We start from the raw sequence: 21,316 nt of genomic DNA on the forward strand, positions 1-21,316 counted from the left end.
GGAAGCAGGAAGTACTTGCAGTCATTCTAAGATATAGAACTCTTTTTGAAATAAATCATTGCCCTGATTGTTATGATCAGGGTTTTCTTTTTTATTCCTTATTTGATTGTATCAATTTCTTAAGCTTCTTGCTGCTTATATTAAAAAAATAAAACACTATTCCTTTTCACTCTCCAAAAACTCCCAGCCTTAAAATCCTTCCCCTCGTAATTTCCGGATTCACCCTTTGATTTGTCCGGTTGAACCATTTTTGTATTCTTTCGCCTTTCCAGAGTATCTACTTTTGAATCAAATTAAAAGACATGATACTAAAAAACTTAATCACAGTAAGCGCTTTCACCGCGTTATTATTTGCTACTTCAGCATTTATTTATCAAGATAAAGTAGAAAAAACAGCACAACAATCAACCACAGAAAATGGTTTTGCAGTTTTGGAACTTTTCACTTCAGAAGGCTGCTCCAGCTGTCCTCCGGCAGATGAACTGATGGGGAAAATTGAAAATGAATACAAAGATGAGCCTGTTTATCTTCTCTCCTACCATGTTGATTACTGGAACCGGCTTGGATGGAAGGACCGATTCAGTAGTGCTGAGAACTCGCAGCGACAACAGCAATACAGCCGTATTTTGAATTCGCAGGTTTATACACCACAGTTGGTTGTCAATGGAAAAACGGAATTTGTGGGCTCTGATGAAACCAATATCAAAAATACAATCAGGGAAGCCTTATTCTCCTCTAAGAAAGCAAATGTATCACTATCGGCAAACGTTTCTCAGAAGGAAATCAATGTACAGTATAAAACCTCTGCCACTGATCCTAAGAATATGCTTCTCGTTAATCTGGTCGAAAAACATTCTTCTACTCAGGTAGGAAAAGGTGAAAATGAAGGCCGTCATCTGCATCATTGGCAGATTGTTCACAAGCAAAATCAGATCTCATTGAATAAGCAACAGGAAGGGACAACCACATTTAAACTTCCGGAAGGTTTTTCTCCTGAAAACTGGGAAGTTATAGCTTTTATTCAAAATCCAAAAACGGGAGAGATATCAGGATCAGCAAAAACAATTTTCAAATAATTGTTACATAATACATTAATAATAACAACTAAAAATAATACTACAATGAAAACAAAAACAACAAAAATCATCTATTGGACAGGAGCTATTTTTATGTCATTATGGTTCGGAGCCAGCGGTTTCTTTGAGCTTACAAAAAATCCTGTCGTATGGGACATTACTCAACAACTTGGCTATCCGCCTCATTTTATTTATATACTGGGTGTCTTTAAAATTTCAGGCGTTATTGTTCTTCTCCTTCCCAACAGATTAATGAGATTGAAAGAATGGGTATTTGCAGGAATGTTTTTCGATATTATTTTTGCTTTCTTCTCAAAAATTGCGGTATTGGGTTTTCCAGCTACAATAGATGCAATAGTTGCTTTCTCTATACTTACAATGACTTATCTGATGTTCAGAAAGCTGTATTCTACCGAGCTGGTATTTGGAGAAGCTTAATGATTTTAAACTCTAATTTTTTCTTATGTATAAAAACAGATCCTCTCGTTGCCCGGGAGGATTTGTTGTGTGAATTGATGATTATTAAATCTTGGCTAAAGCTGAATGGTAAATTTTTATTGAAAAAGCGGACTAAAGTCCGCTTCTATTGATTGAATTGCCTTTTATAATTAACCACCCCGTCAAAAATTCTTTGAATTTTGCCACCCCTCCAGAGGATGGGAATGCCAAGCACTTAAGATGACTGGTTTCTATTTTTCACCCCAATCCCTGCAACCTATTATCTGCCACCTATTACCTAATTCATAAAACTTTCCGGGAACCATTGAAATGCTCCGGATGTTGTTTTTGTAAAGCCCAGACCCGGCCAGGGTAAATGACAGGCCAATGCTCTGGTTTTAGTATCTGCCAATTGCTTCAGGAGATCTTTCCTTGAAGCGGTGGCAAGATCAAGATCGGTATCACCAAAGTAGCCCCATTCAGGATGTTGGAAAAGAATTATATCGGAATGAACCAAATCTGCAATGTAGATCAGCTTTTCATTTCCAGAAGAAATGGTTGTCACCGTTAAACCAGGAGTATGACCGGGCGCCAGCTGAAAACCGAAATTGTCATAGAGCGGATCATTAAGGTCATAAAACTTAAGTTTCGGCTGAATTGTTTTAAGAATATTTTGAACAGCAGGAATAATCTGATTGAGTAATTCAGGTTGCTTTTTCAAAGCGCTATTATTAAAATCTTTGATAGTAGCTTTCGCCCAAAAGTCGTGTTCAATTTCTGAAATGAAAATATTGGCGTTTGGAAAAACCAGATTCTGCTTTTTGTCAACCACCCCGCCAATATGATCAGGGTGCGCATGAGAGATAAAAACATCTGTAATATCTTTTGGTGAAAAGCCAGCTTTTTGGAGACTTTTTAATAAAAACCCGGTTCTTTCATCAGCAAAAATACCCATTCCGGTATCTAACAGGATGAGCTTATTCTTTGTTTTAACCAATAGAATATTCATCGCCAGATCAATATAATTCTCCGGTCTGAAATTATTTTTAAGGATTGATTTCAACTCAGAAACAGTTCCTCTGGGAGCAAATGCATTGAGATTTTCTTCATGAATATATCCGTCTGTAAGAACAAACAATTCCAACTCTCCAAGCTTCAGTTTTTTAAAGCCAGAAAGATCATCACCGGTTTTTTCAGAGATTTTTGGAGTTTCTGCCAGTACACTGGAAAAAGGGATCATGCTTAATGTTCCTGCCAATAAGCCATTCTTTAATAGTTCTCTTCTATTCATAATTTAGTTTTTTCCATTATTTATACATTCTCAGTGAGAATAATAACAAAAAAACTGAGCTCCCATCATAAGCAGGAACTCAGTTTTTGTAGCGTAGTTTTTAGTTGTTTACCAGTTTCATTGAACCTTCGGTATATCTTTCCCCTACATTCGGGTATTTTTTCAGAATGGCATCAATGGTATCCAGATCTGATTGCGAAAGGTCTATATTGACGGCTGCAATATTTTCTTCCAGGTATTTGATTCGTTTGGTACCCGGAATCGGGATGATGTCGTCTCCCTGATTCAATACCCAGGCCAATGCAAGCTGGGTTCCTTTTACCCCTTTGGAAGCTGCAAATTCATTGATTTCATTAGCCAGTTTTGTGTTATTTTCAAGATATTCCTGCTGATAACGCGGCAGTGATTTTCTGAAGTCATCATCACCAAGATTCTGCGCATCATAAATATTGGTAAAAAGGCCTCTTGCCAGCGGTGAATAAGGCACTAAAGAAATTCCCAATTCTCTGATAGTTGGTAAAATTTCTTTTTCAACATCTTTCGTAAGGATAGAATATTCTGACTGTAAAGCTGCAATTGGGTGAATTTTATTGGCTTTTCTGATAGATTCTGCTGAAGCTTCGGATAATCCGATATATTTCACTTTTCCTGCTTTCACCAGCTCTGCCATTGCTCCTACGGTTTCTTCTACCGGAACATTAGGATCTACTCTGTGAGCGTAATACAAATCAATAGTGTCTATTTTTAATCTTTGAAGGCTTAAATCTACTGCTTTTCTGATCCATTCCGGAGAACCGTCAAAATACGTTCCCGGAGCTCCGCTGTGGCTTGCTTTACCATCTTTAAACCTGAATCCGAATTTGGTTGCAATAAAAATCTTATCCCTGTTCGGAACCAAAACCTTGGAGATCAGTTTTTCGTTTTCTCCATTGGCATACATATCTGCTGTATCCCAGAAGTTTATCCCTAAATCCAAAGCTCTGTGTAAAGTACTGATACTTTCCTGTTCATCTGCAGGGCCATAAGCAAAGCTCATTCCCATACATCCTAAACCAATTGCTGATAACTGTTCTTCTGTGTTTCCTAATTTTTTAAATTTCATGATAGGTATGATTTAATTTTACAAGACAAAATTAGAACATGGAAAGATCAACTGCCGTATAGAATTCAAACTAAGAATTATAAAATTCAAACAAGGTTCGTTCTTAAAGCATTTGGAGTAATTCCTGTCTGCTTTTTAAAATAGTTGGTAAAATAAGCAGGTTCTTCAAAACCCAATCCGTAAGCAATTTCAGAAATATTCCAATCTGTATAAGTGAGCAAAGCATGAGCTTCCTGAATAATTTTTGCAGTGATCTGCTGACTGGTTGTTTTTCCTGTAATTTCTTTTACCGAACGGTTTAAAGAATTCACATGTATCGAAAGACTCTGCGCATAATCGTTGGGAGTTTTTAATTTTAGAAATGCCGCAGGGCTGTCGATCGGAAATTGTCTTTCCAGCAATTCCATAAATAAGGCAGCAACTCTCTGTGAAGCATTCTGATAGGGCTCAAAACTTTCTGCCGGCTGCATTCTGATGGTTTCATGAATCATCAGATGCAGATACGCTCTCAGCATATCATATTTATGAATATATTCAGACTGAATTTCAGTCATCATTTTCGCATAAATATCCGAAAGTATTTTCTGCTGTTCCTCATCCAAAAAGAAAACCGGAGTTCCACCAATCTTGAAAAGCGGAGAATCCTGAAGGTTTCCCATACGGCTTCCATTATGCAGAAACTGATCGGTAAACAAACAAAACCAGCCTTTCTGATTAGCATCATCCGCTTCCCAGGAATAAGGAATGTTAGGATTTGAGAACAATAACGCAGGGCGGTCCACTTTAATCCATTTATCAGCATAATGGAGTTTTCCCTTTCCTATGATCAGTGAAACCTTATAATAATATCTCCTGCTATAAGGGGTCAGTAGAGAGCAATGTTCCCGGGAAAAAACATTGAAGTGCCCCATCTTATTGATGCCAATACATGATGACATCAGGTTGGGAGCATTTCTTTCATAAAAATCGTTGAGTGATTCGTGTAATTCCATAACTCAAAGTTATAAAATTCAAACAAATTAAAATAATACTTGAAATGTAAAAAATAAAATGACTGACAAAGATGCCAGTCATTTAAGAGTGAATATATAGTTGATAATGATTAATCCCAATCATCGTCGTGACCATGACCACGATGTTTGTTCTGTTTTTTATAGTATTTTTCCTGATTTTTATAATACTTCTCTTGTTCTTTACGATATTTTTTATAATCGTTTTTATTTCTGCCATAAACAATCACTGGGTTTTGACCTCTGTAATATCTCTTTTTAAAGATGATATACTTTTCTCTACCCATGATTCTTTCCAGCTCCGAGTAACGGTCATTTCTCCATCTTCCCGGCTCTACCACATACACCCTGTTCCATGTGTCGTAATCACGATACCTATCATTAAGTACATAAATCTGATTGGCCTGTGTTGTAGACAACAACAGATCGGCAACAACTCTTTGCCAGTTAACATCAGAAATACTCCTTCTATAATCGTTATAATAGTCTGACTGGGCATAACTCAAACTGAATGTACCAATCAAAAATGCTGTTAATAGTAACTTTTTCATTTCATTCCACTTTAAAATTAAACATGATGGCATACTCAATTAAAGTGCCAAATCTTAATTACAAATACTAATATTTGTTAAGAAAAACCATAAACAACTGATTATCTTTGAAATATTTAATACATTTTTATGAAATTATTGCATGTTAATCATCTTAAAATTTATAATCAGAAGACAATTAATTTTATTAAACAGAAGTTTTTAATAAGCAAATGAAAATCAGCAAATTGGGATTAAATTAGAATATTAAAGAGTAAATATTGTAAGTTTTGGCTAAAGCCAATAGATGGGAAATTTATTGTCAGGTGGGTTAAAACCCACCTCTATTGAAATTTAACAACAAGATCTTTTATCTTTTATCTTTTATCTTTTATCTTTTATCTTTTATCTTTTATCTTTTATCTTTTATCTTTTATCTTTTATCTTTTATCTTTTATCTTTTATCTTATAAATTTCGTTAAGATTCCCGAAAACTATTATTTCATATTGTTTAATTTCGTAATTTTAGTGAAGAGAATGTTTTTCGGAAAGTTCTCTAAATTATTTTTTTACCAACCAAATCTTACATTATCATGGAAAATATAAAGTTTCAGGTATCGCCATATCAGGATGAATTGCAGCTCCTTATTGATGGGAAAAAGGCTGGTTATATGTCCATAGAGGTTGACGGAAGACTGCTTATTGTGTATTATACGAAACTTGATGAAGAACGTGAAGGAAAAGGATACGCCAAACTATTGCTGGATGAGCTGGTACGCTACGCAGAAGAAAAAGATTTGCTTGTAGACCCGGAATGTGATTTTGTTCGTCAACAGTTTGAAAACCATCCTGTAAGATATAAAGACATCTGGCATGCCTGATCAATCTTCCCACCAGGCTGTAAATTGCTGTTCATGCTGATTCATGTCTACTACCTCTCCAATCATTGGAGTGAGGATATTCAGTTTTTTTTCTTTTCCCAAAGCAGTTATCTTTTGTAAAGGTTCATTCCATGGATGAAGAGCGAGTGCAAATTTGGCTGCATGAACAGGAATAATACGCTCCGCTTTGAGATCAATACCAACCTGAATAACATCTTCCGGCAACGTGTGAATATACCTCCATGCTTCTCCATATTGTCCGTTCTCAAGAATAGCATAATCGAAAGGGCCATATTGCTCACCAATTGTTTTAAAATGGCTGTCATAACCACTGTCTCCCCCCAAGAAAATTTTCTTTGTTGGCGTTATCAAAACATAGGAACTCCATAGGGTATCATTCTGCCTTATTCTTCTGCCGGAAAAATGTCTGGCAGGAGTAAACACAATTTTCATATCATTTTTCAGATTCACTTCAGTTCCCCATTCTTCTTCAATAAGCGAATTTTCAGCATATCCCCATCTCTCTAAATGCGCTCCCACTCCCAAAGGCAAAATAGCCATTCCCGTTCTGTCTCTGATAGATGCTACAGTCGGGTAATCCAGATGGTCAAAATGATCGTGGGTGATTACCAGATAATCAATAGCAGGAATATCTTCAGGTTTAAAGATATCTGACCCTTTGAATGCCTTGTTAAAATATTTAAAAGGAGAACCATATAAACTCAATACAGGATCAATCAGGAAAGAAATACCGTCTGTCTGCAAATAATAAGATGAATGTCCCAGCCAGATAAATATATCCTGATTTTTGGCTATGCTTTTTAAATTGGTATGAATGGATGGAATTTCTTTTAAAGGTTTCAGAAGTGGATCTTTTTTTCCTAAAAAGAAATCATAAGTCACTTTCGACATTTTATAGCCTTCTGTAATAGATGGGGTATGGCTGATATTCTGAAACTGTCTTTTTTTATAGAGTTTTGACTGTTTGATCCGCTTCAGCCTCTTCCCTTTTGGCACCCCGCCAAACGCCTTCATATTGATCACTATAAAAAAGGTAACTGTAAGAACAGCTACTGTCGTAATAATCCAATAAATCATCTGTAGAAAATAAATATCAAATGTATTGACTTTTGTCTTTACATGAAAATTTATTCCGTTTAAGTGCATTTTTTAACTAAATTTATCATGTATTTTGGAAAATTTATTACTCATTTGAGTCGTGATTAATTTTAAACTTTCTATATTTAGCACCTTAAAAAAACTCAGATATCTTGAAAAATTATTCGGTAATATTTCTTCTCGCAATACTTTCGTCTTGTGCGTCTATAAGAAAGCACAACGAACAGCGGGCTTCATGTATTCCACCGGAGCAACTCAAAGAAGATGTGGACTTTGCTTATTCAAAATTACAGCAAATGCATCCTCAATTATACTGGTACATTCCCAAGAAGGAATTGGAACATAAATTTGACAGTCTTAAGCAGACGATCACCGAATCTCTTACTCCTCTTCAGTTTTATTTTAAACTTCAGCCAGTCATTGCGGGAATCCGTGAAGGACATCTTTCATTGAGAATTCCCAGAAAGAAATTTACCAAAAGAGAGTTTAAAAGACTGGAACATCAGAAAGGAATGTTCAGCCGTTTTGAGTATTATATTTCAGGCGATCAAATGTATATTATTCAAAACAGAGATTCCATTGAGCATATACAACCCGGAACTGAGATTTTATCCATCAACCATGTTCCTGTCTCGGATTATATAAAGAAGTACAGAAGTCTCATCAGCAGTGATGGTGACAATACTACTTTCCATCCTTATTTTTTAAAAGATCTTTTCTTTAATTTTTATACAGCAGAGAACGGATTTGGGAATAAAGCAACTCTGGAAACGCTTTATCAGGGAGAAAAAAGAACTTATACTTTAAGCAGAGAAATAAAATCTGATTCTGATCTTGAGAAGGATAAGGAAATGAAGAAAAAGACGCTTGAAAAGAAACTGAATGATTATGTAGCTTCAAGTAATTCTTATAACAGAAGTTTTAAATTCCTGGACAAGGACAGCACTATAGCTTATATAAAAGTTCAGAGTTTCTCCAGAGATTATTCTGATAAGTTTTATAAAAATACCTTTGCCAAGATCAATGAAGCCAAGGCACCTTACCTCATCATAGATGTGCGAAATAACTATGGAGGTTCTCTCTATGAGATTAATAATCTGTATTCCTATTTGGCGGAAGCTCCTTTTACCCTGATCAAACCTTCTCAGGTAACATCAAGAAATACTCCACTGCGCACCAATTATTTCAGAAAAAGCAATCCATTAGAATATGCTCTTAAAAGCATTGCTTATCCGAGTTATTTCTTCGCACAGGCTTTCAGCACCTATAAAAAAGACGGAAAAGTTTTCTATAAAATGAAAGCTGATAAATCTACAAAACCCAATAAGCAAGCTTTCCATGGAAAAGTTTTCGTATTGATCAACGGAGGAAGCTTCTCAGCATCTTCTATTATTACTGCCAAGCTTAAAAATGATAAAAGGGCAACTCTTGTAGGTGAAGAAACAGGTGGTGCCAATGACGGAACAGTTGCAGGTTTCTATTCTTATCAGAAACTTCCTAATTCTAAAATCAGGTTCCCAATAGGATTACTTCTGGTGCAGCCTAATATCAAATTCTCAGATTCACGGAAAGGTGTTGTTCCTGACGTAGTAGTTACTGAAAGCATGCAGGATATTATTGACAAAAAAGATCCACAACTGGATTGGATAAAAAATGAAATTGCTAAAGAAAAAGAGAATAAAGGACAATAATTTATAAAGTTTCGGCGGGCTTTCAGCCCGCCGAAACTTATTTCTATCTTTTCAATTCTTCCAAAAGATTTTCAATATGCTGCATATATCTTCCGTAATAACGGTGAAACCAGAACTTTCCGGCCAGGTAGAGTAAAAACAATCCTCCGATCACAGATCCTATTAAGATCACTGCAATTTTAAGTTCACTCAAAGGTTTTGGCCACGGGATAAATTCCAGGACAATAAGGATCTCACATACCAGAAACGGGGCAAAACTGATATAGTATGACAGATAATATTGTTTATTCAGATTCAGCTGCATCACAAGATCTTTCAGAGAATCGTAGGTTTTGGGTGCAGGATTACTGATTTCGTTATACAGTTTAAAGAACTTACTGAAAAAGAAAACGGTAACAATAAGCATGGAAGCAATTAAAACCGTGATATATAATTGCAATTTAAACGGTCTGCAGACTGAGCAAACCAAAAATGCAAAAACAAAAATCCCTATCACCCACCAGAATTCCACACGCATGTTTTTACGTATTTTTTCAAGGGGAAGATTCAGTTTATTTCTTTGTTCTATGCTTATTTCAGGAGTTTCCTCCATAATATCTTCATTCCAGGTATTTTTCAATTCATCGATATTCATTGGATTACTGATTTTAATGTTTGTTGGTTTTTATTTGGCTTAAGATATCTTTAAGTTTGTTTTTTGCGCGGTTCATTTTCACTCTTACATTTCCTTCAGAAATTCCTATCTGCTCTGCAATCTGCTTTCCTGAAAAATCTTCCAGATAATAGAATATAAAGGCTTTATCAATAGGATTAAGTTGATGAATGGCCTTATACATTTCAGCCAGGCGCTCTTCTTTGCGATAATCATAGTCTTCCTGTACAATGATATGATTGGAAAAATCTTCATTGGCAATAAAGCTTTTTCTTTTTTCTGATTTAAGGAAAATAATAGCCGTATTCAAAGCGATCCTGTACAGCCATGTTGAAAATTCGCTTTCACCTCTGAAACCAGGAAATGCTTTCCAGAGCTGATAGGTAATCTCCTGAAAAAGATCATCACGGTCATCCTTTTCAGTCATGTACATTTTAGAAATCTTAAATAGGATTCCTTTATGCTGTTCAATTTGACTTATAAACTCTTGTTCTAATGAGGTCATGATTTGTTACTCTATAGAGTTAGTTTTCATTTAAAAAAATTGTTACAGTTTTTACAAAAGAAATAAAAAAACCTGACAGCTTATCTATCAGGTTCTTATTTATATTAAAATTCTAATTCAGTTTATTTAAGGCTCTTTGCAAGGATCCTATATCAAGAAGGTTCAGCTTGGCACCGGCTATTATGACAATCAAAAAAACGAGTGTCAAAAATAAAATGATAAAAATATACATTGAAACAAACCATATCACGGTATTCAGAATATTTCCTTTGATCCCCATTTTATTCATGAAAAATTTCTGAGAACGCTCAAACCATGTTCTTTTCTTTTGCGGTGTGGGACTTACTTCCATTTCGTTAAGTTCATCCACCAAACGTACTACATCATCAATATACCTTCCATACATATAATAGATCCAGTATTTTATAATAAAAGCAATCAGAAGCAAAGTGATAAGAAGGCTGCTCCCGAAGATCACCAGATTATATTCCATTTCAAAATGGAAATTAATTCTGATTAGAGAGAGAAGAAATCCAAGAGGAATATAGGACACATAATAAGCAATATAAATTTCTTTCGATATGAGAAGCTGGGTTTTAAGATTAAACAAATCATAATTTGTATTGATACTATTCTTTTGAAGCAGCTTATACAATTTCAGAAAACGGGAATAAAAATAGACGATAATAACAATGGTCAGGATTGTTACAAATGCGGATATGATCTTGATATTAGCATCAGCAGAGGCAAACGGGAAATTTGTTAAAAGTAAAGGCAGCGTTACAATCATCAGCCAGAACTCTGTTTCCATATTTACTTTCAGCATCTGTAACGGGGAATGTATTTCCTTCTGTTTTTCCAGAGAAATTTCAGGAGATTCCTGTCCTGTATCTTTATTCCAAAGTTCTTTAAAGTTTTCTAGCTCCATTGTTTTATCTTTTAATGAGAACCTGCTCCCTGTTTGGTAATGATCTCTTTCAGCTTTTCTTTTGCCCTTTTCAGCTTTACTCTTGTATTCACTTCAGTAATTCCCAGCTGAACGGCAATTTCTTTTCCTGAGAAACCCTCCAAAAAGAAAAATATAAGCGCTTTGTCAATAGGACTCAGCTGATGAATTGCTTCATACATCAGCTTCATATTCACATCATCCGTATCATTATAAGGTTCCTGCCGGGCCCCCAGCCCATCTATATTCTGGTTCTGTATAAAACTACGTTTTTTTTCACTTCGCAGGAAAACAATTGCAGTGTTTAGTGCAGTTCTGTAAAGCCATGTAGAGAAATCACTTCTCTTTTGAAAATCGCCGTATGATTTCCAGGCCTGGTAGATGATCTCCTGATAGAGGTCATTCTGATCGTCCTTATTATCCATGTACATTTTAGAGATCTTGAAAACAACACCTTTGTGCTTTTCAATTTTCTCTAAAAATTCTTTTTCCGGTGAAGACATGATTTACACACTGATCCTTTAGATAATATTTATTGAAACATTATCTTATTATAACACAAAACTCCAATTTCCGGCATTAAGTTAAAAAAATCCTCAACAAACAAAGAAGTTTATTGAGGATTTTTAATTATGTTAAATACAACAGGATCAGAAAATATAATCTGTACTTAAAAAATTGGAATCATGTTCTCTGACAATGGTATTGAGTAATTCTTTATTGGAATCTGTAAGTTTTGCCGCTACTAGAGATCTTATTGAGAATGAACGGAGTGCATCAAAAACAGAAAGCGTACCTTCCGCACTGTCTTTTCTTCCGGTAAACGGAAATACATCCGGACCTCTTTGCGCCTGGCAGTTGATATTGACACGGCTTACAAGATTTACAAACGGGTCAATAAGCTTTGCAACTTCCTGAGGATCTTCACTGAAAATACTCACCTGCATCCCGTGCGAAGCGTTCACCTGATACTCTATAGGCTCTTCTATGTCTTCAAACGGAACAACAGGAATCACCGGGCCAAACTGTTCTTCATGATACAGTTTCATCTCACTGTTTACCGGATAAACTACTGCCGGAAAAACAAAAGACTCATCCGTATAGCCTCCATCTTTATTCAAAACAGCTGCTCCTTTCTGTAAGGCATCATCAATGCATTCTTTCAAATAAGGAGGTTTATTCACTTCCGGAAGCGGAGTTACTTTTACGTCTTTTTCCCACGGTAATCCTGGTTTCAGGGCAGAAACCGCTGCACTTAGTTTTTCTGTAAATTCTAAAGCAATCTCTTTCTGAACAAATATAAGCTTCAGTGCTGTACATCTTTGTCCGTTGAAAGAAAGTGCACCTAAAATACATTCGCTCACCGCTACATCAAGATTCGCATTTTTAGTCACGATGGCTGCATTCTTAGCATCAAGGCTCAGAATAGCTCTTAAACGATTTACTTTCGGATGCAGCTTTTTCAAGCCGTTAGCTACTTTACTGGAACCGATGAAGGCCAGAACATTCACTTTTCCGCTTTCCATGATTGGAGTGATGATTTCTGATCCTTTTCCGTATAATGTATTCACAGTTCCTTTCGGGAATGCTTCTTTAAAAGCGTTTAATAAAGGATAATGAGCCAGTACCCCATGTTTCGGAAGTTTAAACAGGATAGTATTTCCCATAATCAAAGCGGGAATCAGGGTGGTAAAAATCTCATTCAGAGGATAGTTGAATGGTCCCATACTTAAAACCACTCCCAGCGGAGCTCTTCTGATCTGCGCAATGGTTCCTTCTGCCTGTTGAAAACGGGAAGATTCTCTGTCCAGATCTTTCAGAGCATCAATGGTCTGGTTGATATAATCTACGGTACGGTCAAATTCTTTGGTGGAGTCTGCAAGCGTTTTTCCAATTTCCCACATCAGTAATTTAATGATCAGATCTCTTTGCTGGATCATCAGGTAGACGAATTTCTGCATGCATTTGATACGTCCTTCCACAGACATGGTAGGCCATTCACCAAGACCATTGTCATAGGCTTTTACACAAGCTTCAAGGACATCCATAGCTTCCTTCGGGCCAATATTCGGGATACTTCCCAACAGTTTTCTTTCTAACCCGTTTTCTGTAGGAATGCACACCGGGGAATAGATTTCGGTAACATCTCCGTCCCACTCTACCAGTTCGCCGTTCAGGAGATAAGTTCTCTGGTGGATGACCGGAACTTTATATTCTTCCGGAATTTCATTTTCACTCTTAAAAATGTGATGGAATGATGCAGTGTTTTCTGAACTCATAAATCTTTCTATTTTTTTATGTGATAAGACTGAGACTATCTCAAAAGTGTCATTCTGAACACAGACTAAAGGTCTGCGAATGTAGTTCTGATATCCAGACATCAATAAGATTCTTCCTTCGTCAGAATGACAAAAGCCAAACTATTTGACTCTTGAGACGGCCTCGTTTAATAATATAAAGGTAGAAGTAAAATGTTTTGAAAAAAACAATCTGACAATAGATTTGATCTATTTGAATTAAAATTAATCTCAGCTCCTGAAAAAAGAATAATTTAGCCTAAAAATAAATTGCATGTTTTCAAAATTAGTTTTCAGTACACTATTATTCTTTTCCGCAATGGGCTTTGCACAAAAATCTAAAGCAACCAATACGGTTCTGATGGGAGGAAAAGAAGTACATACCTATGCAAAATTACCGGCGCTGAATAAGCCAGCCCCAAAATTTACCCTTACAGATGTGAATATGAATGATCAGACGCTGGAATCTTACAGAGGGAAGAATGTGATCTTAAATATCTTTCCTAGTGTAGATACAGGTGTATGCTCAGCTTCTGTACACCATTTCAATGAAGAGGCAGGAAACCTTCCCAATACGGTGGTACTTTGCATTTCCAAAGATCTTCCGTTTGCACAGAAAAGATTCTGCGGTGCTGAGGGAATCAAAAATGTAGTAATGCTTTCAGATTTCCGTTCAGATTTTGGATGGAACTATGGGGTGGAACTGGTAGATTCTGCAATGAAAGGCCTTCTGAGCAGAGCTGTAGTGGTAATAGATCCATCAGGAAAGATTATCTACGAAGAGCAGGTTGCGGATATTTCTCACGAACCGAATTATGAAGCAGCGATTGCAGCGGTGAAATAATAAGCTTTTATTTTAAAATAAATATAAATTCCGGCGATCTTCGATCGCCGGAATTTTTTCATTAATTATATAAAAAATGCAATGTTTTTTTAAAGCACCTGATTCCGTTTAGATTCCTGCGGAATAACAGACTGTATGAATAATCTAAGCGGATAGCTTCTATTAAGATCTGAACAAATAAATGTTTACATAGTCTTCCTAAGCGTTCACCTTGTCATTCCGGAGGAATCTAAACTCTTATTTTTTTCATCAATCTAAAAGCTTTCACTGCATAGATTCCTACGGAATGACAGACTGTATGAATAGTCTAAGCGGGTAGTTTCTATTAATATCTGAACAAATAAATGTTTACATAGTCTTCCTACGCGTTCACCTTGTCATTCCGGAGGAATCTAAACTCTTATTTTTTTAATCAATCTAAAAGCTTTTACTGCATAGATTCCTGCGGAATGACAGACTGTATGAATAGTCTAAGCGGGTAGTTTCTATTAAGATCTGAACAAATAAATGTCTACATAGTCTTCCTACGCGTTCACCTTGTCATTCCGTAGGAATCTAAACTCTTATTTTTTCCATCAATCTAAAAGCTTTTGCATAGATTCCTGCGGAATGACTGACTGTATGAATAATCTAAGCGGATAGCTTCTATTAAGATCTGAACAAATAAATGTCTACATAGTCTTCCTACGCGTTCACGTTGTCATTCCGAAGGAATCTAAACTCTTATTTTTTCATCAATCTAAAGCTCACTGCATACATTCCTGTGTAATGATAAAAAGGGCACGGGAAACTCTACTTATGGCAAAAGATCGTGGAGACAATTGAGTGTATTGACAATGAGATGCAGAAATAATCCTAAAAAACGGACTAAAGCCCGTTTCTATTGATGTTGAGATTCTTCACTACATTTCATTTCATTCAGAATGACAGTTGTCCTTACGAATACCATTTAAGATTTTAACAACACTGCTCCATCCTTCAAAACCATATACTCCTGTCCTACTTCCTCTGAAATACGCTTCATATCATTATCATCAAACACCTGAGGGATGTAAAATTTTTCATGAGCAAACAATCCGTAGTGGATGGGCACCAGTTTTTTAGCATGTAAAAGATGGGCTGCGGCAAAGGCTTCTTTCAGACTGAGAGAAGCAGGAACAGGGCTGTATTCCAATCCGATGATTTCAAAATTAACAACTACTCCGTTTACGGGTAAAAATGCGTAATCTATATTGGGATTTTCTTTTCCGAGCTTCCAGAACTGGTTGTGCCAGATGGTATCTCCACCGTGAAATATCTTTGTTTCTCCGTCATCCACAATCCAGGAAGACTGTATTTCTCCCAATCCATCCATAGCAAATACGGGTTTGAAGGTGATGTTGTTTTCTGTAAAGGTTTCATCCAGGTCAAGAATAATGATCTCTGCGTCAATTACAATTTTTCTTACCACGGCTTCAAGCCCTTTATATACTAACAGTTTTCCGTCTTCCTTTAGACATTTTCTGATGACTCCTTTATCAAAATGGTCAAGGTGCATATGGGTAAACAGGATATAATCAGCCTTTACATGGTCTGAAAATTCTATAAGATTCTCTACAGCATTTCCCAAAACGGGTTTATAATAAGTGTAATCTTCTACAGCGTCTATTAAGATGGTTTTGTTGTGTGAAGTGAGCTGAATGCCTGCCCAGTTTAGCTTTTGTATTTCCATATTCTTTTTTTCAGCAAAGGAAGAGACTTAGGGAGGGCCAGTCAATAAACAAAAGATAATTAATGCCCTTGTGTGGAAGTTAAAACGCTAGGGGCACTAAGAATTTAATAATGAAAATATTTTTTCGCTCGCAAGGGCATTTCATTCAGCAAAGAATATAACCATTGCTAAGTGATAGCAGCGGCTTTGCGGACATAAAAATAAAATTAAAATCTTTGTGAACATCGCGTTAAAAAACAATGCTAATGAATACGCTTTCTGATTCTGCTTAAAGAGATAGGCGTAATGCCAATGTAAGAGGCAAGATATTTTAAAGGAATATTCTGGATGTAATGAGGTTTGTTCTTCAGAAGGTATTCATACAAATCCTGAGGTGTATTTTTCAACAGCAGCATTTCCCTTTTCATAGCAGCATTAAGCTTTCTGCTGAGATAATAATTCTGAACGAAACGGCAGTGTGGATTTAAAACAAACATATCTTTCACCTCATCAAGGGTGATTTCCCATGCCAGCCCGTCGTTAATAGATTCATAAACAGCATCGGATTCTTTTTCGTCAACGGTAAAAATATCTCCGGGAAAGTAAAATTCTGCACAGATTTCAGTATCAATATCAGTTGTGCTGCTGATATAATATTTACGAACAAGCCCATCTTCTAAAAGATAGGCTTTATTGTTCGTAAACAGAGTTTTTTTTGAAAATTCAACCTCAGCAAATTTCTCCCATACAGGATCACAATCCTCTACGTTCAGGTGTGAAAACAGTTTTTTGTTGATTGTTGCCAATGCTGAATATTATATTTTACAGTAAATTTTCGTCTACAAGGTTCGGAAGAGTTACTTTCAGATTAGGTTCTGCTTCCATCGCTCTTTTAATAGCGAAAACAGCGCCTTCGTTTCTTGCCCAGCTTCTTCTTGAGATTCCGTTGTTTACGTCCCAGAAAAGCATAGACTTCAATCTTCTGTCGGCATCATCGCTTCCGTCCAACAGCATTCCGAAACCACCGTTGATCACTTCGCCCCAGCCTACTCCACCACCATTGTGAATGGAAACCCAGGTAGCCCCACGGAAACTGTCACCAATCACATTGTGAATGGCCATATCTGCGGTAAATCTTGATCCGTCATAGATATTGGAAGTCTCTCTGTAAGGAGAATCTGTTCCTGAAACATCATGATGGTCTCTTCCTAATACCACAGGCCCGATTTCTCCGTTTTTAATGGCTTTATTGAAGGCTTCTGCAATTTTCATTCTTCCTTCTGCATCTGCATATAGGATTCTCGCCTGAGAACCTACCACCAGTTTATTTTCCTGTGCTCCTTTGATCCATTGGATATTGTCTTTCATCTGCTGCTGAATCTCTTCAGGAGAGTTTTTCACCATTTCTTCTAATACAGCACACGCAATATCATCGGTTTTCTGAAGATCTTCCGGATTTCCGCTGGAACATACCCAACGGAATGGCCCGAAACCGTAATCAAAACACATAGGTCCCATAATATCCTGTACATAACTCGGATATTTGAATTCTCTTCCTAATGTCGGATTTTCTGCCATCACATCAGCTCCGGCTCTGGAAGCTTCCAATAAAAAGGCATTTCCATAATCAAAGAAATAGGTTCCTTTTGCTGTATGTTTGTTGATAGCTGCAGCATGTCTTCTCAATGTTTCCTGAACTTTTTCTTTAAATAACTCAGGATTTTCAGCCATCATTGTATTAGATTCTTCAAACGTCTGTCCTACCGGATAGTAACCTCCAGCCCAGGGATTGTGAAGCGAAGTCTGATCTGAACCGATATCAATCCTTAAGTCTTCCTGATCGAACTTCTCCCAGACATCAACAACATTTCCAAGGTAAGCTAAAGAAACAGTTTCTTTATTAGCCTGCGCTTCTCTTACTCTTTTTACCAGTTCGTCAAGGTTTTCATAGATCTCATTTACCCACTTCTGATCGTGACGGATCTTTGTAATCTTCGGATTTACTTCTGCACATACAGTAACGCAGCCTGCAATATTACCGGCTTTTGGCTGAGCTCCGCTCATTCCTCCTAATCCTGAAGTCACGAAAAGTCCTCCTTTCGGTTCTTTTTTTATTTTTCTGAAAGCATTTAATGCTGTAATAGTTGTTCCGTGAACAATTCCCTGCGGGCCAATATACATATAACTTCCCGCCGTCATCTGTCCGTATTGGGTAACACCTAATGCATTGAACTTTTCCCAATCATCCGGCTTTGAATAGTTCGGAATCATCATTCCGTTTGTAACAACAACTCTTGGTGCATCTTTATGAGACGGGAACAATCCCATCGGATGTCCTGAATACATCACCAATGTCTGTTCATTGTTCATTTCCGACAAATATTTCATTGTCAGCAGATACTGTGCCCAGTTGGAGAATACGGCTCCGTTTCCACCATAAGTAATCAATTCATGAGGATGCTGTGCTACTGCATAATCCAGATTATTCTGAATCATCAGCATAATAGCTTTCGCCTGCTCAGACTGTCCCGGATAATCTGTAATAGGTCTCGCTTTCATTTCGTAATCCGGACGGAAACGGTACATATAAATCCTTCCGTAATCTTCCAGTTCCTGCTTAAATTCAGGAATCAGTTCTGCGTGAAACTGAGGATCAAAATAACGTAATGCATTCTTCAATGCCAGTTTTTTCTCTTCTTCTCCTAAAATTTCTTTACGCTTCGGAGCATGATTGATATTGGTCTCGTATGGTTTTGGTTGTGGCAGCTGATCAGGAATCCCCTGCTGTATCTGTTCTTGAAATGTCATATTGCTATTTAAAGGTCTATGTTGAAACAATGTTTGAAGTTTTAAAGATATTCAAATTAGGAAATATAGGCAAGTGAAAGGATGAAAATGGCTTTGGGTTTAAGGTTTAAGGTTTAAGGTTTAAGGTTTAAGGTTTAAGGTTTAAGCAAAATTATTGAATCCGGATCTTTCACAATTTGATATTAATACTATATTTGAATATACACACCTCAATTCCCCTCCCTGATGGGTGGATTTCAAAGTTATTAACTTTGAAAGACGGGGTGGTTAAAAATAAACACAATCATGAAAGAAATTCTCACCACTATCACCGGAATTCTGATCTATAGGAATTTCGTTGAAAATCTGCCCTACAATCCCCATTTAAAAGTATTATTAAAAGAAAAACGCAAAGCCCGTATTATGGGTGAAGTAATATTCTGGAAGAAAGTTCGGGCAAAAAATTTTCATAAGATTGATTTTGACAGACAAAGGATTATTGGAAACTATATTGTTGATTTTTATGTAAAAAATTTGGGATTAATTATAGAAATAGATGGTTCAAGTCATGATGAGAAAGAAGTTTATGATGGAATAAGACAGGAGTATCTGGAATCTTTAGGACTGTTAGTTTTCAGAATAAGTGATTTTGATGTGAGGAATAATCTGAATGTGGTGATGAGGGAGTTGGAGGATTTTATTGTATTGCATTATGGAACCACCCCGTCTTCAAAAATTCTTTGATTTTTTGAATCCACCCCTCCGAGGGAGGGGAATTGCCCTTACTAATATTAGTGGTTATTCAATATAAAAAAACCTCACTGAAATACAGTAAGGTCGATTGATATATCGTTAAAGTTTAGGTTAAAACATCATCATTTTCCTCTTCATGGTCGTCTTCATTATCGCTGAGACTCCAGTAGTTGTTCTCTTCATCTTCTTCTCCTATTTCTTCCATTTCATCATCGTCATCGGCTCCTGGGATATCTAAGCCTTTATCTATTTTATCTTCGTCTAGGTCCTCATCTAAGATAGGATTCCCATCTCCGTCAAGTGGAATGTGTTTTTCTCTCTTAAATATATCTTCGTTTGGGTTATAATCCATCTGTTCTAACCTCTTGTTTTGTTGATTAATATTTTTCTCTGGTGCCATAATATTTAAGATTTTAGGTTTATATAATCAGAACAAAAATAATTCCAAGTTATGATGAGTGAGCAGAATAAACATCAGGATTTGCACAATTCGGCATTTTTTCATTTTTTGAAAAAGCGATGATATTTCCTGCTGCCAGTCTTGCCATCCCGTTCCTGGCTTCAATAGTAGCAGAACCAATATGTGGCAGGATACAAACACTTGAAAGTTCTAGAATAGGATCGTCTGGAGACATAGGTTCCGGGTTGGTAACATCCAGACCGGCTCCCCATATTTTCTGATCAACCAATGCATGATACAAATCTTTTTGATTGTGAAATCCACCTCTGGCAGTATTGATGAAAATAGCATCAGGTTTCATCTGTTCAAAGATGGATTCATTGAACAATTCTTTTTGATCAGGGGTGAAATTGGCATGAACACTCAATACATCTGAGTTTTTGATCAGCTCTTCAAAAGAAACATATGTTGCTCCCAATTCCTGTTCAGCTTCTTCGTTATGATGACGGTTGTGATAAATGATATTCATTCCAAAAGCCTTCCTTGATTTTTCAGCCATTTCATAACCAATGCGCCCGAGTCCGAAAATCCCCAAGGTTTTCCCATAAAGCTCCTGCCCTAAAGCATGCAAAGGATCAAATGCACCCCAGCTTCCGTCTTTTACTTTCCGGAAATTGTAGCTCGCCCTTCTTGCCACGGACTGCATGAGTAAAAAAGCAACATCTGAAGTCGCTCTGCTCAAAACATCAGGAGTATTACCCACCGGAATATTTCTTTGGGTAGCTTCTTTGATATCTACATGATCGAATCCTACAGAATACAAAGCAATGGCTTTCACATTCGGGCAGGCTTCAAAGAAGTTTTTGTCATATTTAAATTCTGCCCCGATACTTAAAATTGCATCGGTATCTTTACAGTAATTCAGCCATTCTTCATAAGAAAGGTTTTCTTTTTCCGGAATGGTAATTTCCAGTCCTGCTTCTTTCAGCATTTTCATTCCTGTTTCGGGAATTCTTTTATTGATAAAGACTTTCATTGTTATGGATTAATGATTGTAAATAAAAAACCTCACTCGCAAAAAGTAAGGTTCCTGAACTTTAATATTAAAAATTATTTCTTTTCATCTGAATGTTTGATTCAAAATCTATTTATTTTCTGTGATGGTGATTTTATACTGAGGGTTTTAATTCCATCAATTTTCATTCCGAAATGGAGTAAAAATATTTTAAATTTTGGCTAAATCCAAATGAATCTTATTGATAAAAAGAGGTTCTCTAAAAGTCAAATTATCTGGCTTTTGCCGT

21 protein-coding genes are annotated in these 21,316 nt (G+C 36.5%); 6 read left to right on the forward strand and 15 right to left on the reverse strand.

Annotation, left to right across the window (positions count from 1 at the left end):
* Nucleotides 1-302 precede the first annotated feature (302 nt).
* Together DYR29_RS06985 and DYR29_RS06990 are read left to right on the forward strand one after the other, a co-directional pair.
* Nucleotides 303-1,076 carry a DUF1223 domain-containing protein gene (locus tag DYR29_RS06985; protein ID WP_213279878.1) on the forward strand — a complete coding sequence of 258 codons (774 nt, stop codon included), beginning with the start codon at nt 303-305 and terminating at the stop codon, nt 1,074-1,076.
* 45 nt (nt 1,077-1,121) lie between these two features.
* Nucleotides 1,122-1,514 (forward strand): DoxX family protein, encoded by a 393-nt coding sequence (locus tag DYR29_RS06990; RefSeq protein WP_213279879.1) that lies wholly within the window; start codon nt 1,122-1,124, stop codon nt 1,512-1,514.
* A gap of 298 nt (nt 1,515-1,812) precedes the next feature.
* On the opposite strand, the gene DYR29_RS06995 is transcribed toward DYR29_RS06990, so the two are convergent.
* The 4 genes from DYR29_RS06995 to DYR29_RS07010 form a co-directional block, all read right to left on the reverse strand.
* Nucleotides 1,813-2,805 carry an MBL fold metallo-hydrolase gene (locus tag DYR29_RS06995; protein ID WP_213279880.1) on the reverse strand — a complete coding sequence of 331 codons (993 nt, stop codon included), beginning with the start codon at nt 2,803-2,805 and terminating at the stop codon, nt 1,813-1,815.
* A gap of 100 nt (nt 2,806-2,905) precedes the next feature.
* The gene (locus tag DYR29_RS07000) at nt 2,906-3,907 is read right to left on the reverse strand and encodes an aldo/keto reductase (protein ID WP_213279881.1); all 1,002 of its coding nucleotides are present in this window, start codon (nt 3,905-3,907) and stop codon (nt 2,906-2,908) included.
* An 86-nt stretch (nt 3,908-3,993) separates the two neighbouring features.
* Nucleotides 3,994-4,899, reverse strand: a complete 906-nt coding sequence (locus DYR29_RS07005) for a helix-turn-helix domain-containing protein (RefSeq protein ID WP_213279882.1) — start codon at nt 4,897-4,899, stop codon at nt 3,994-3,996.
* A gap of 110 nt (nt 4,900-5,009) precedes the next feature.
* A complete protein-coding gene (locus DYR29_RS07010; RefSeq protein ID WP_047421866.1) occupies nt 5,010-5,468 on the reverse strand; it encodes a hypothetical protein in 459 nt (152 codons plus the stop codon).
* A 572-nt stretch (nt 5,469-6,040) separates the two neighbouring features.
* On the opposite strand from DYR29_RS07010, the gene DYR29_RS07015 reads away from it, so the two are divergent.
* Nucleotides 6,041-6,328, forward strand: coding sequence for a GNAT family N-acetyltransferase (locus tag DYR29_RS07015; RefSeq protein ID WP_047385514.1), 288 nt, complete (start codon nt 6,041-6,043; stop codon nt 6,326-6,328).
* Here the strand turns inward: DYR29_RS07015 and DYR29_RS07020 are convergent, their stop codons facing one another.
* On the reverse strand, nt 6,329-7,495 hold the full coding sequence (locus DYR29_RS07020; protein ID WP_249413640.1) for an MBL fold metallo-hydrolase: 1,167 nt from the start codon (nt 7,493-7,495) through the stop codon (nt 6,329-6,331).
* A 104-nt stretch (nt 7,496-7,599) separates the two neighbouring features.
* Here DYR29_RS07020 and DYR29_RS07025 point away from each other — a divergent pair, with 104 nt between their 5' ends.
* The gene (locus DYR29_RS07025) at nt 7,600-9,138 is read left to right on the forward strand and encodes a S41 family peptidase (RefSeq protein ID WP_213279883.1); all 1,539 of its coding nucleotides are present in this window, start codon (nt 7,600-7,602) and stop codon (nt 9,136-9,138) included.
* A gap of 43 nt (nt 9,139-9,181) precedes the next feature.
* On the opposite strand, the gene DYR29_RS07030 is transcribed toward DYR29_RS07025, so the two are convergent.
* The 5 genes from DYR29_RS07030 to DYR29_RS07050 form a co-directional block, all read right to left on the reverse strand.
* Entirely contained in the window at nt 9,182-9,772 is a 591-nt protein-coding gene (locus tag DYR29_RS07030) for a hypothetical protein (protein WP_047385521.1), read from the reverse strand.
* Between the two features lie 13 nt (nt 9,773-9,785).
* On the reverse strand, nt 9,786-10,295 hold the full coding sequence (locus DYR29_RS07035) for an RNA polymerase sigma factor (RefSeq protein WP_213279884.1): 510 nt from the start codon (nt 10,293-10,295) through the stop codon (nt 9,786-9,788).
* Nucleotides 10,296-10,407: 112 nt separating this feature from the next.
* Nucleotides 10,408-11,223, reverse strand: coding sequence for a hypothetical protein (locus tag DYR29_RS07040; protein WP_213279885.1), 816 nt, complete (start codon nt 11,221-11,223; stop codon nt 10,408-10,410).
* 11 nt (nt 11,224-11,234) lie between these two features.
* Nucleotides 11,235-11,744, reverse strand: a complete 510-nt coding sequence (locus DYR29_RS07045) for an RNA polymerase sigma factor (RefSeq protein ID WP_213279886.1) — start codon at nt 11,742-11,744, stop codon at nt 11,235-11,237.
* A 147-nt stretch (nt 11,745-11,891) separates the two neighbouring features.
* Complete coding sequence (locus DYR29_RS07050; protein WP_213279887.1) at nt 11,892-13,520, reverse strand: NADP-dependent glyceraldehyde-3-phosphate dehydrogenase; 1,629 nt, start codon at nt 13,518-13,520, stop codon at nt 11,892-11,894.
* A gap of 292 nt (nt 13,521-13,812) precedes the next feature.
* Between DYR29_RS07050 and tpx the strand changes: the two genes are divergently transcribed.
* The gene (gene tpx / locus DYR29_RS07055; RefSeq protein WP_185114221.1) at nt 13,813-14,382 is read left to right on the forward strand and encodes a thiol peroxidase; all 570 of its coding nucleotides are present in this window, start codon (nt 13,813-13,815) and stop codon (nt 14,380-14,382) included.
* A gap of 949 nt (nt 14,383-15,331) precedes the next feature.
* Here tpx and DYR29_RS07060 read toward each other — a convergent pair.
* The 3 genes from DYR29_RS07060 to DYR29_RS07070 all read right to left on the reverse strand — a co-directional run bounded on the left by DYR29_RS07060 (nt 15,332) and on the right by DYR29_RS07070 (nt 18,880).
* Entirely contained in the window at nt 15,332-16,093 is a 762-nt protein-coding gene (locus DYR29_RS07060) for an MBL fold metallo-hydrolase (protein ID WP_213279888.1), read from the reverse strand.
* Between the two features lie 242 nt (nt 16,094-16,335).
* Nucleotides 16,336-16,878: a Crp/Fnr family transcriptional regulator gene (locus DYR29_RS07065; protein ID WP_213279889.1), complete on the reverse strand. Its 543-nt coding sequence runs from the start codon at nt 16,876-16,878 to the stop codon at nt 16,336-16,338.
* Between the two features lie 16 nt (nt 16,879-16,894).
* Entirely contained in the window at nt 16,895-18,880 is a 1,986-nt protein-coding gene (locus DYR29_RS07070; RefSeq protein WP_213279890.1) for a urocanate hydratase, read from the reverse strand.
* Between the two features lie 285 nt (nt 18,881-19,165).
* Between DYR29_RS07070 and DYR29_RS07075 the strand changes: the two genes are divergently transcribed.
* Nucleotides 19,166-19,603, forward strand: coding sequence for an endonuclease domain-containing protein (locus DYR29_RS07075; RefSeq protein ID WP_213279891.1), 438 nt, complete (start codon nt 19,166-19,168; stop codon nt 19,601-19,603).
* Between the two features lie 115 nt (nt 19,604-19,718).
* On the opposite strand, the gene DYR29_RS07080 is transcribed toward DYR29_RS07075, so the two are convergent.
* A complete protein-coding gene (locus DYR29_RS07080) occupies nt 19,719-20,012 on the reverse strand; it encodes a hypothetical protein (RefSeq protein WP_047421624.1) in 294 nt (97 codons plus the stop codon).
* 49 nt (nt 20,013-20,061) lie between these two features.
* Nucleotides 20,062-21,048: a 2-hydroxyacid dehydrogenase gene (locus DYR29_RS07085; protein ID WP_213279892.1), complete on the reverse strand. Its 987-nt coding sequence runs from the start codon at nt 21,046-21,048 to the stop codon at nt 20,062-20,064.
* Nucleotides 21,049-21,316 lie beyond the last annotated feature (268 nt).

The sequence above is a fragment of the Chryseobacterium indologenes genome (genome assembly GCF_018362995.1).
GTDB lineage: Bacteria > Bacteroidota > Bacteroidia > Flavobacteriales > Weeksellaceae > Chryseobacterium > Chryseobacterium indologenes_G.

Excerpts from the sequence above, each read along its gene's own strand:
- DYR29_RS06985 (WP_213279878.1), top strand. The coding sequence starts at position 303 with ATGATACTAAAAAACTTAATCACAGTAAGCGCTTTCACCGCGTTATTA.
- DYR29_RS06990 (WP_213279879.1), top strand. The coding sequence starts at position 1,122 with ATGAAAACAAAAACAACAAAAATCATCTATTGGACAGGAGCTATTTTT.
- DYR29_RS06995 (WP_213279880.1), bottom strand. The coding sequence starts at position 2,805 with ATGAATAGAAGAGAACTATTAAAGAATGGCTTATTGGCAGGAACATTA.
- DYR29_RS07000 (WP_213279881.1), bottom strand. The coding sequence starts at position 3,907 with ATGAAATTTAAAAAATTAGGAAACACAGAAGAACAGTTATCAGCAATT.
- DYR29_RS07005 (WP_213279882.1), bottom strand. The coding sequence starts at position 4,899 with ATGGAATTACACGAATCACTCAACGATTTTTATGAAAGAAATGCTCCC.
- DYR29_RS07010 (WP_047421866.1), bottom strand. The coding sequence starts at position 5,468 with ATGAAAAAGTTACTATTAACAGCATTTTTGATTGGTACATTCAGTTTG.
- DYR29_RS07015 (WP_047385514.1), top strand. The coding sequence starts at position 6,041 with ATGGAAAATATAAAGTTTCAGGTATCGCCATATCAGGATGAATTGCAG.
- DYR29_RS07020 (WP_249413640.1), bottom strand. The coding sequence starts at position 7,495 with ATGCACTTAAACGGAATAAATTTTCATGTAAAGACAAAAGTCAATACA.
- DYR29_RS07030 (WP_047385521.1), bottom strand. The coding sequence starts at position 9,772 with ATGAATATCGATGAATTGAAAAATACCTGGAATGAAGATATTATGGAG.
- DYR29_RS07035 (WP_213279884.1), bottom strand. The coding sequence starts at position 10,295 with ATGACCTCATTAGAACAAGAGTTTATAAGTCAAATTGAACAGCATAAA.
- DYR29_RS07040 (WP_213279885.1), bottom strand. The coding sequence starts at position 11,223 with ATGGAGCTAGAAAACTTTAAAGAACTTTGGAATAAAGATACAGGACAG.
- DYR29_RS07045 (WP_213279886.1), bottom strand. The coding sequence starts at position 11,744 with ATGTCTTCACCGGAAAAAGAATTTTTAGAGAAAATTGAAAAGCACAAA.
- DYR29_RS07050 (WP_213279887.1), bottom strand. The coding sequence starts at position 13,520 with ATGAGTTCAGAAAACACTGCATCATTCCATCACATTTTTAAGAGTGAA.
- tpx (WP_185114221.1), top strand. The coding sequence starts at position 13,813 with ATGTTTTCAAAATTAGTTTTCAGTACACTATTATTCTTTTCCGCAATG.
- DYR29_RS07060 (WP_213279888.1), bottom strand. The coding sequence starts at position 16,093 with ATGGAAATACAAAAGCTAAACTGGGCAGGCATTCAGCTCACTTCACAC.
- DYR29_RS07070 (WP_213279890.1), bottom strand. The coding sequence starts at position 18,880 with ATGACATTTCAAGAACAGATACAGCAGGGGATTCCTGATCAGCTGCCA.
- DYR29_RS07075 (WP_213279891.1), top strand. The coding sequence starts at position 19,166 with ATGAAAGAAATTCTCACCACTATCACCGGAATTCTGATCTATAGGAAT.
- DYR29_RS07080 (WP_047421624.1), bottom strand. The coding sequence starts at position 20,012 with ATGGCACCAGAGAAAAATATTAATCAACAAAACAAGAGGTTAGAACAG.
- DYR29_RS07085 (WP_213279892.1), bottom strand. The coding sequence starts at position 21,048 with ATGAAAGTCTTTATCAATAAAAGAATTCCCGAAACAGGAATGAAAATG.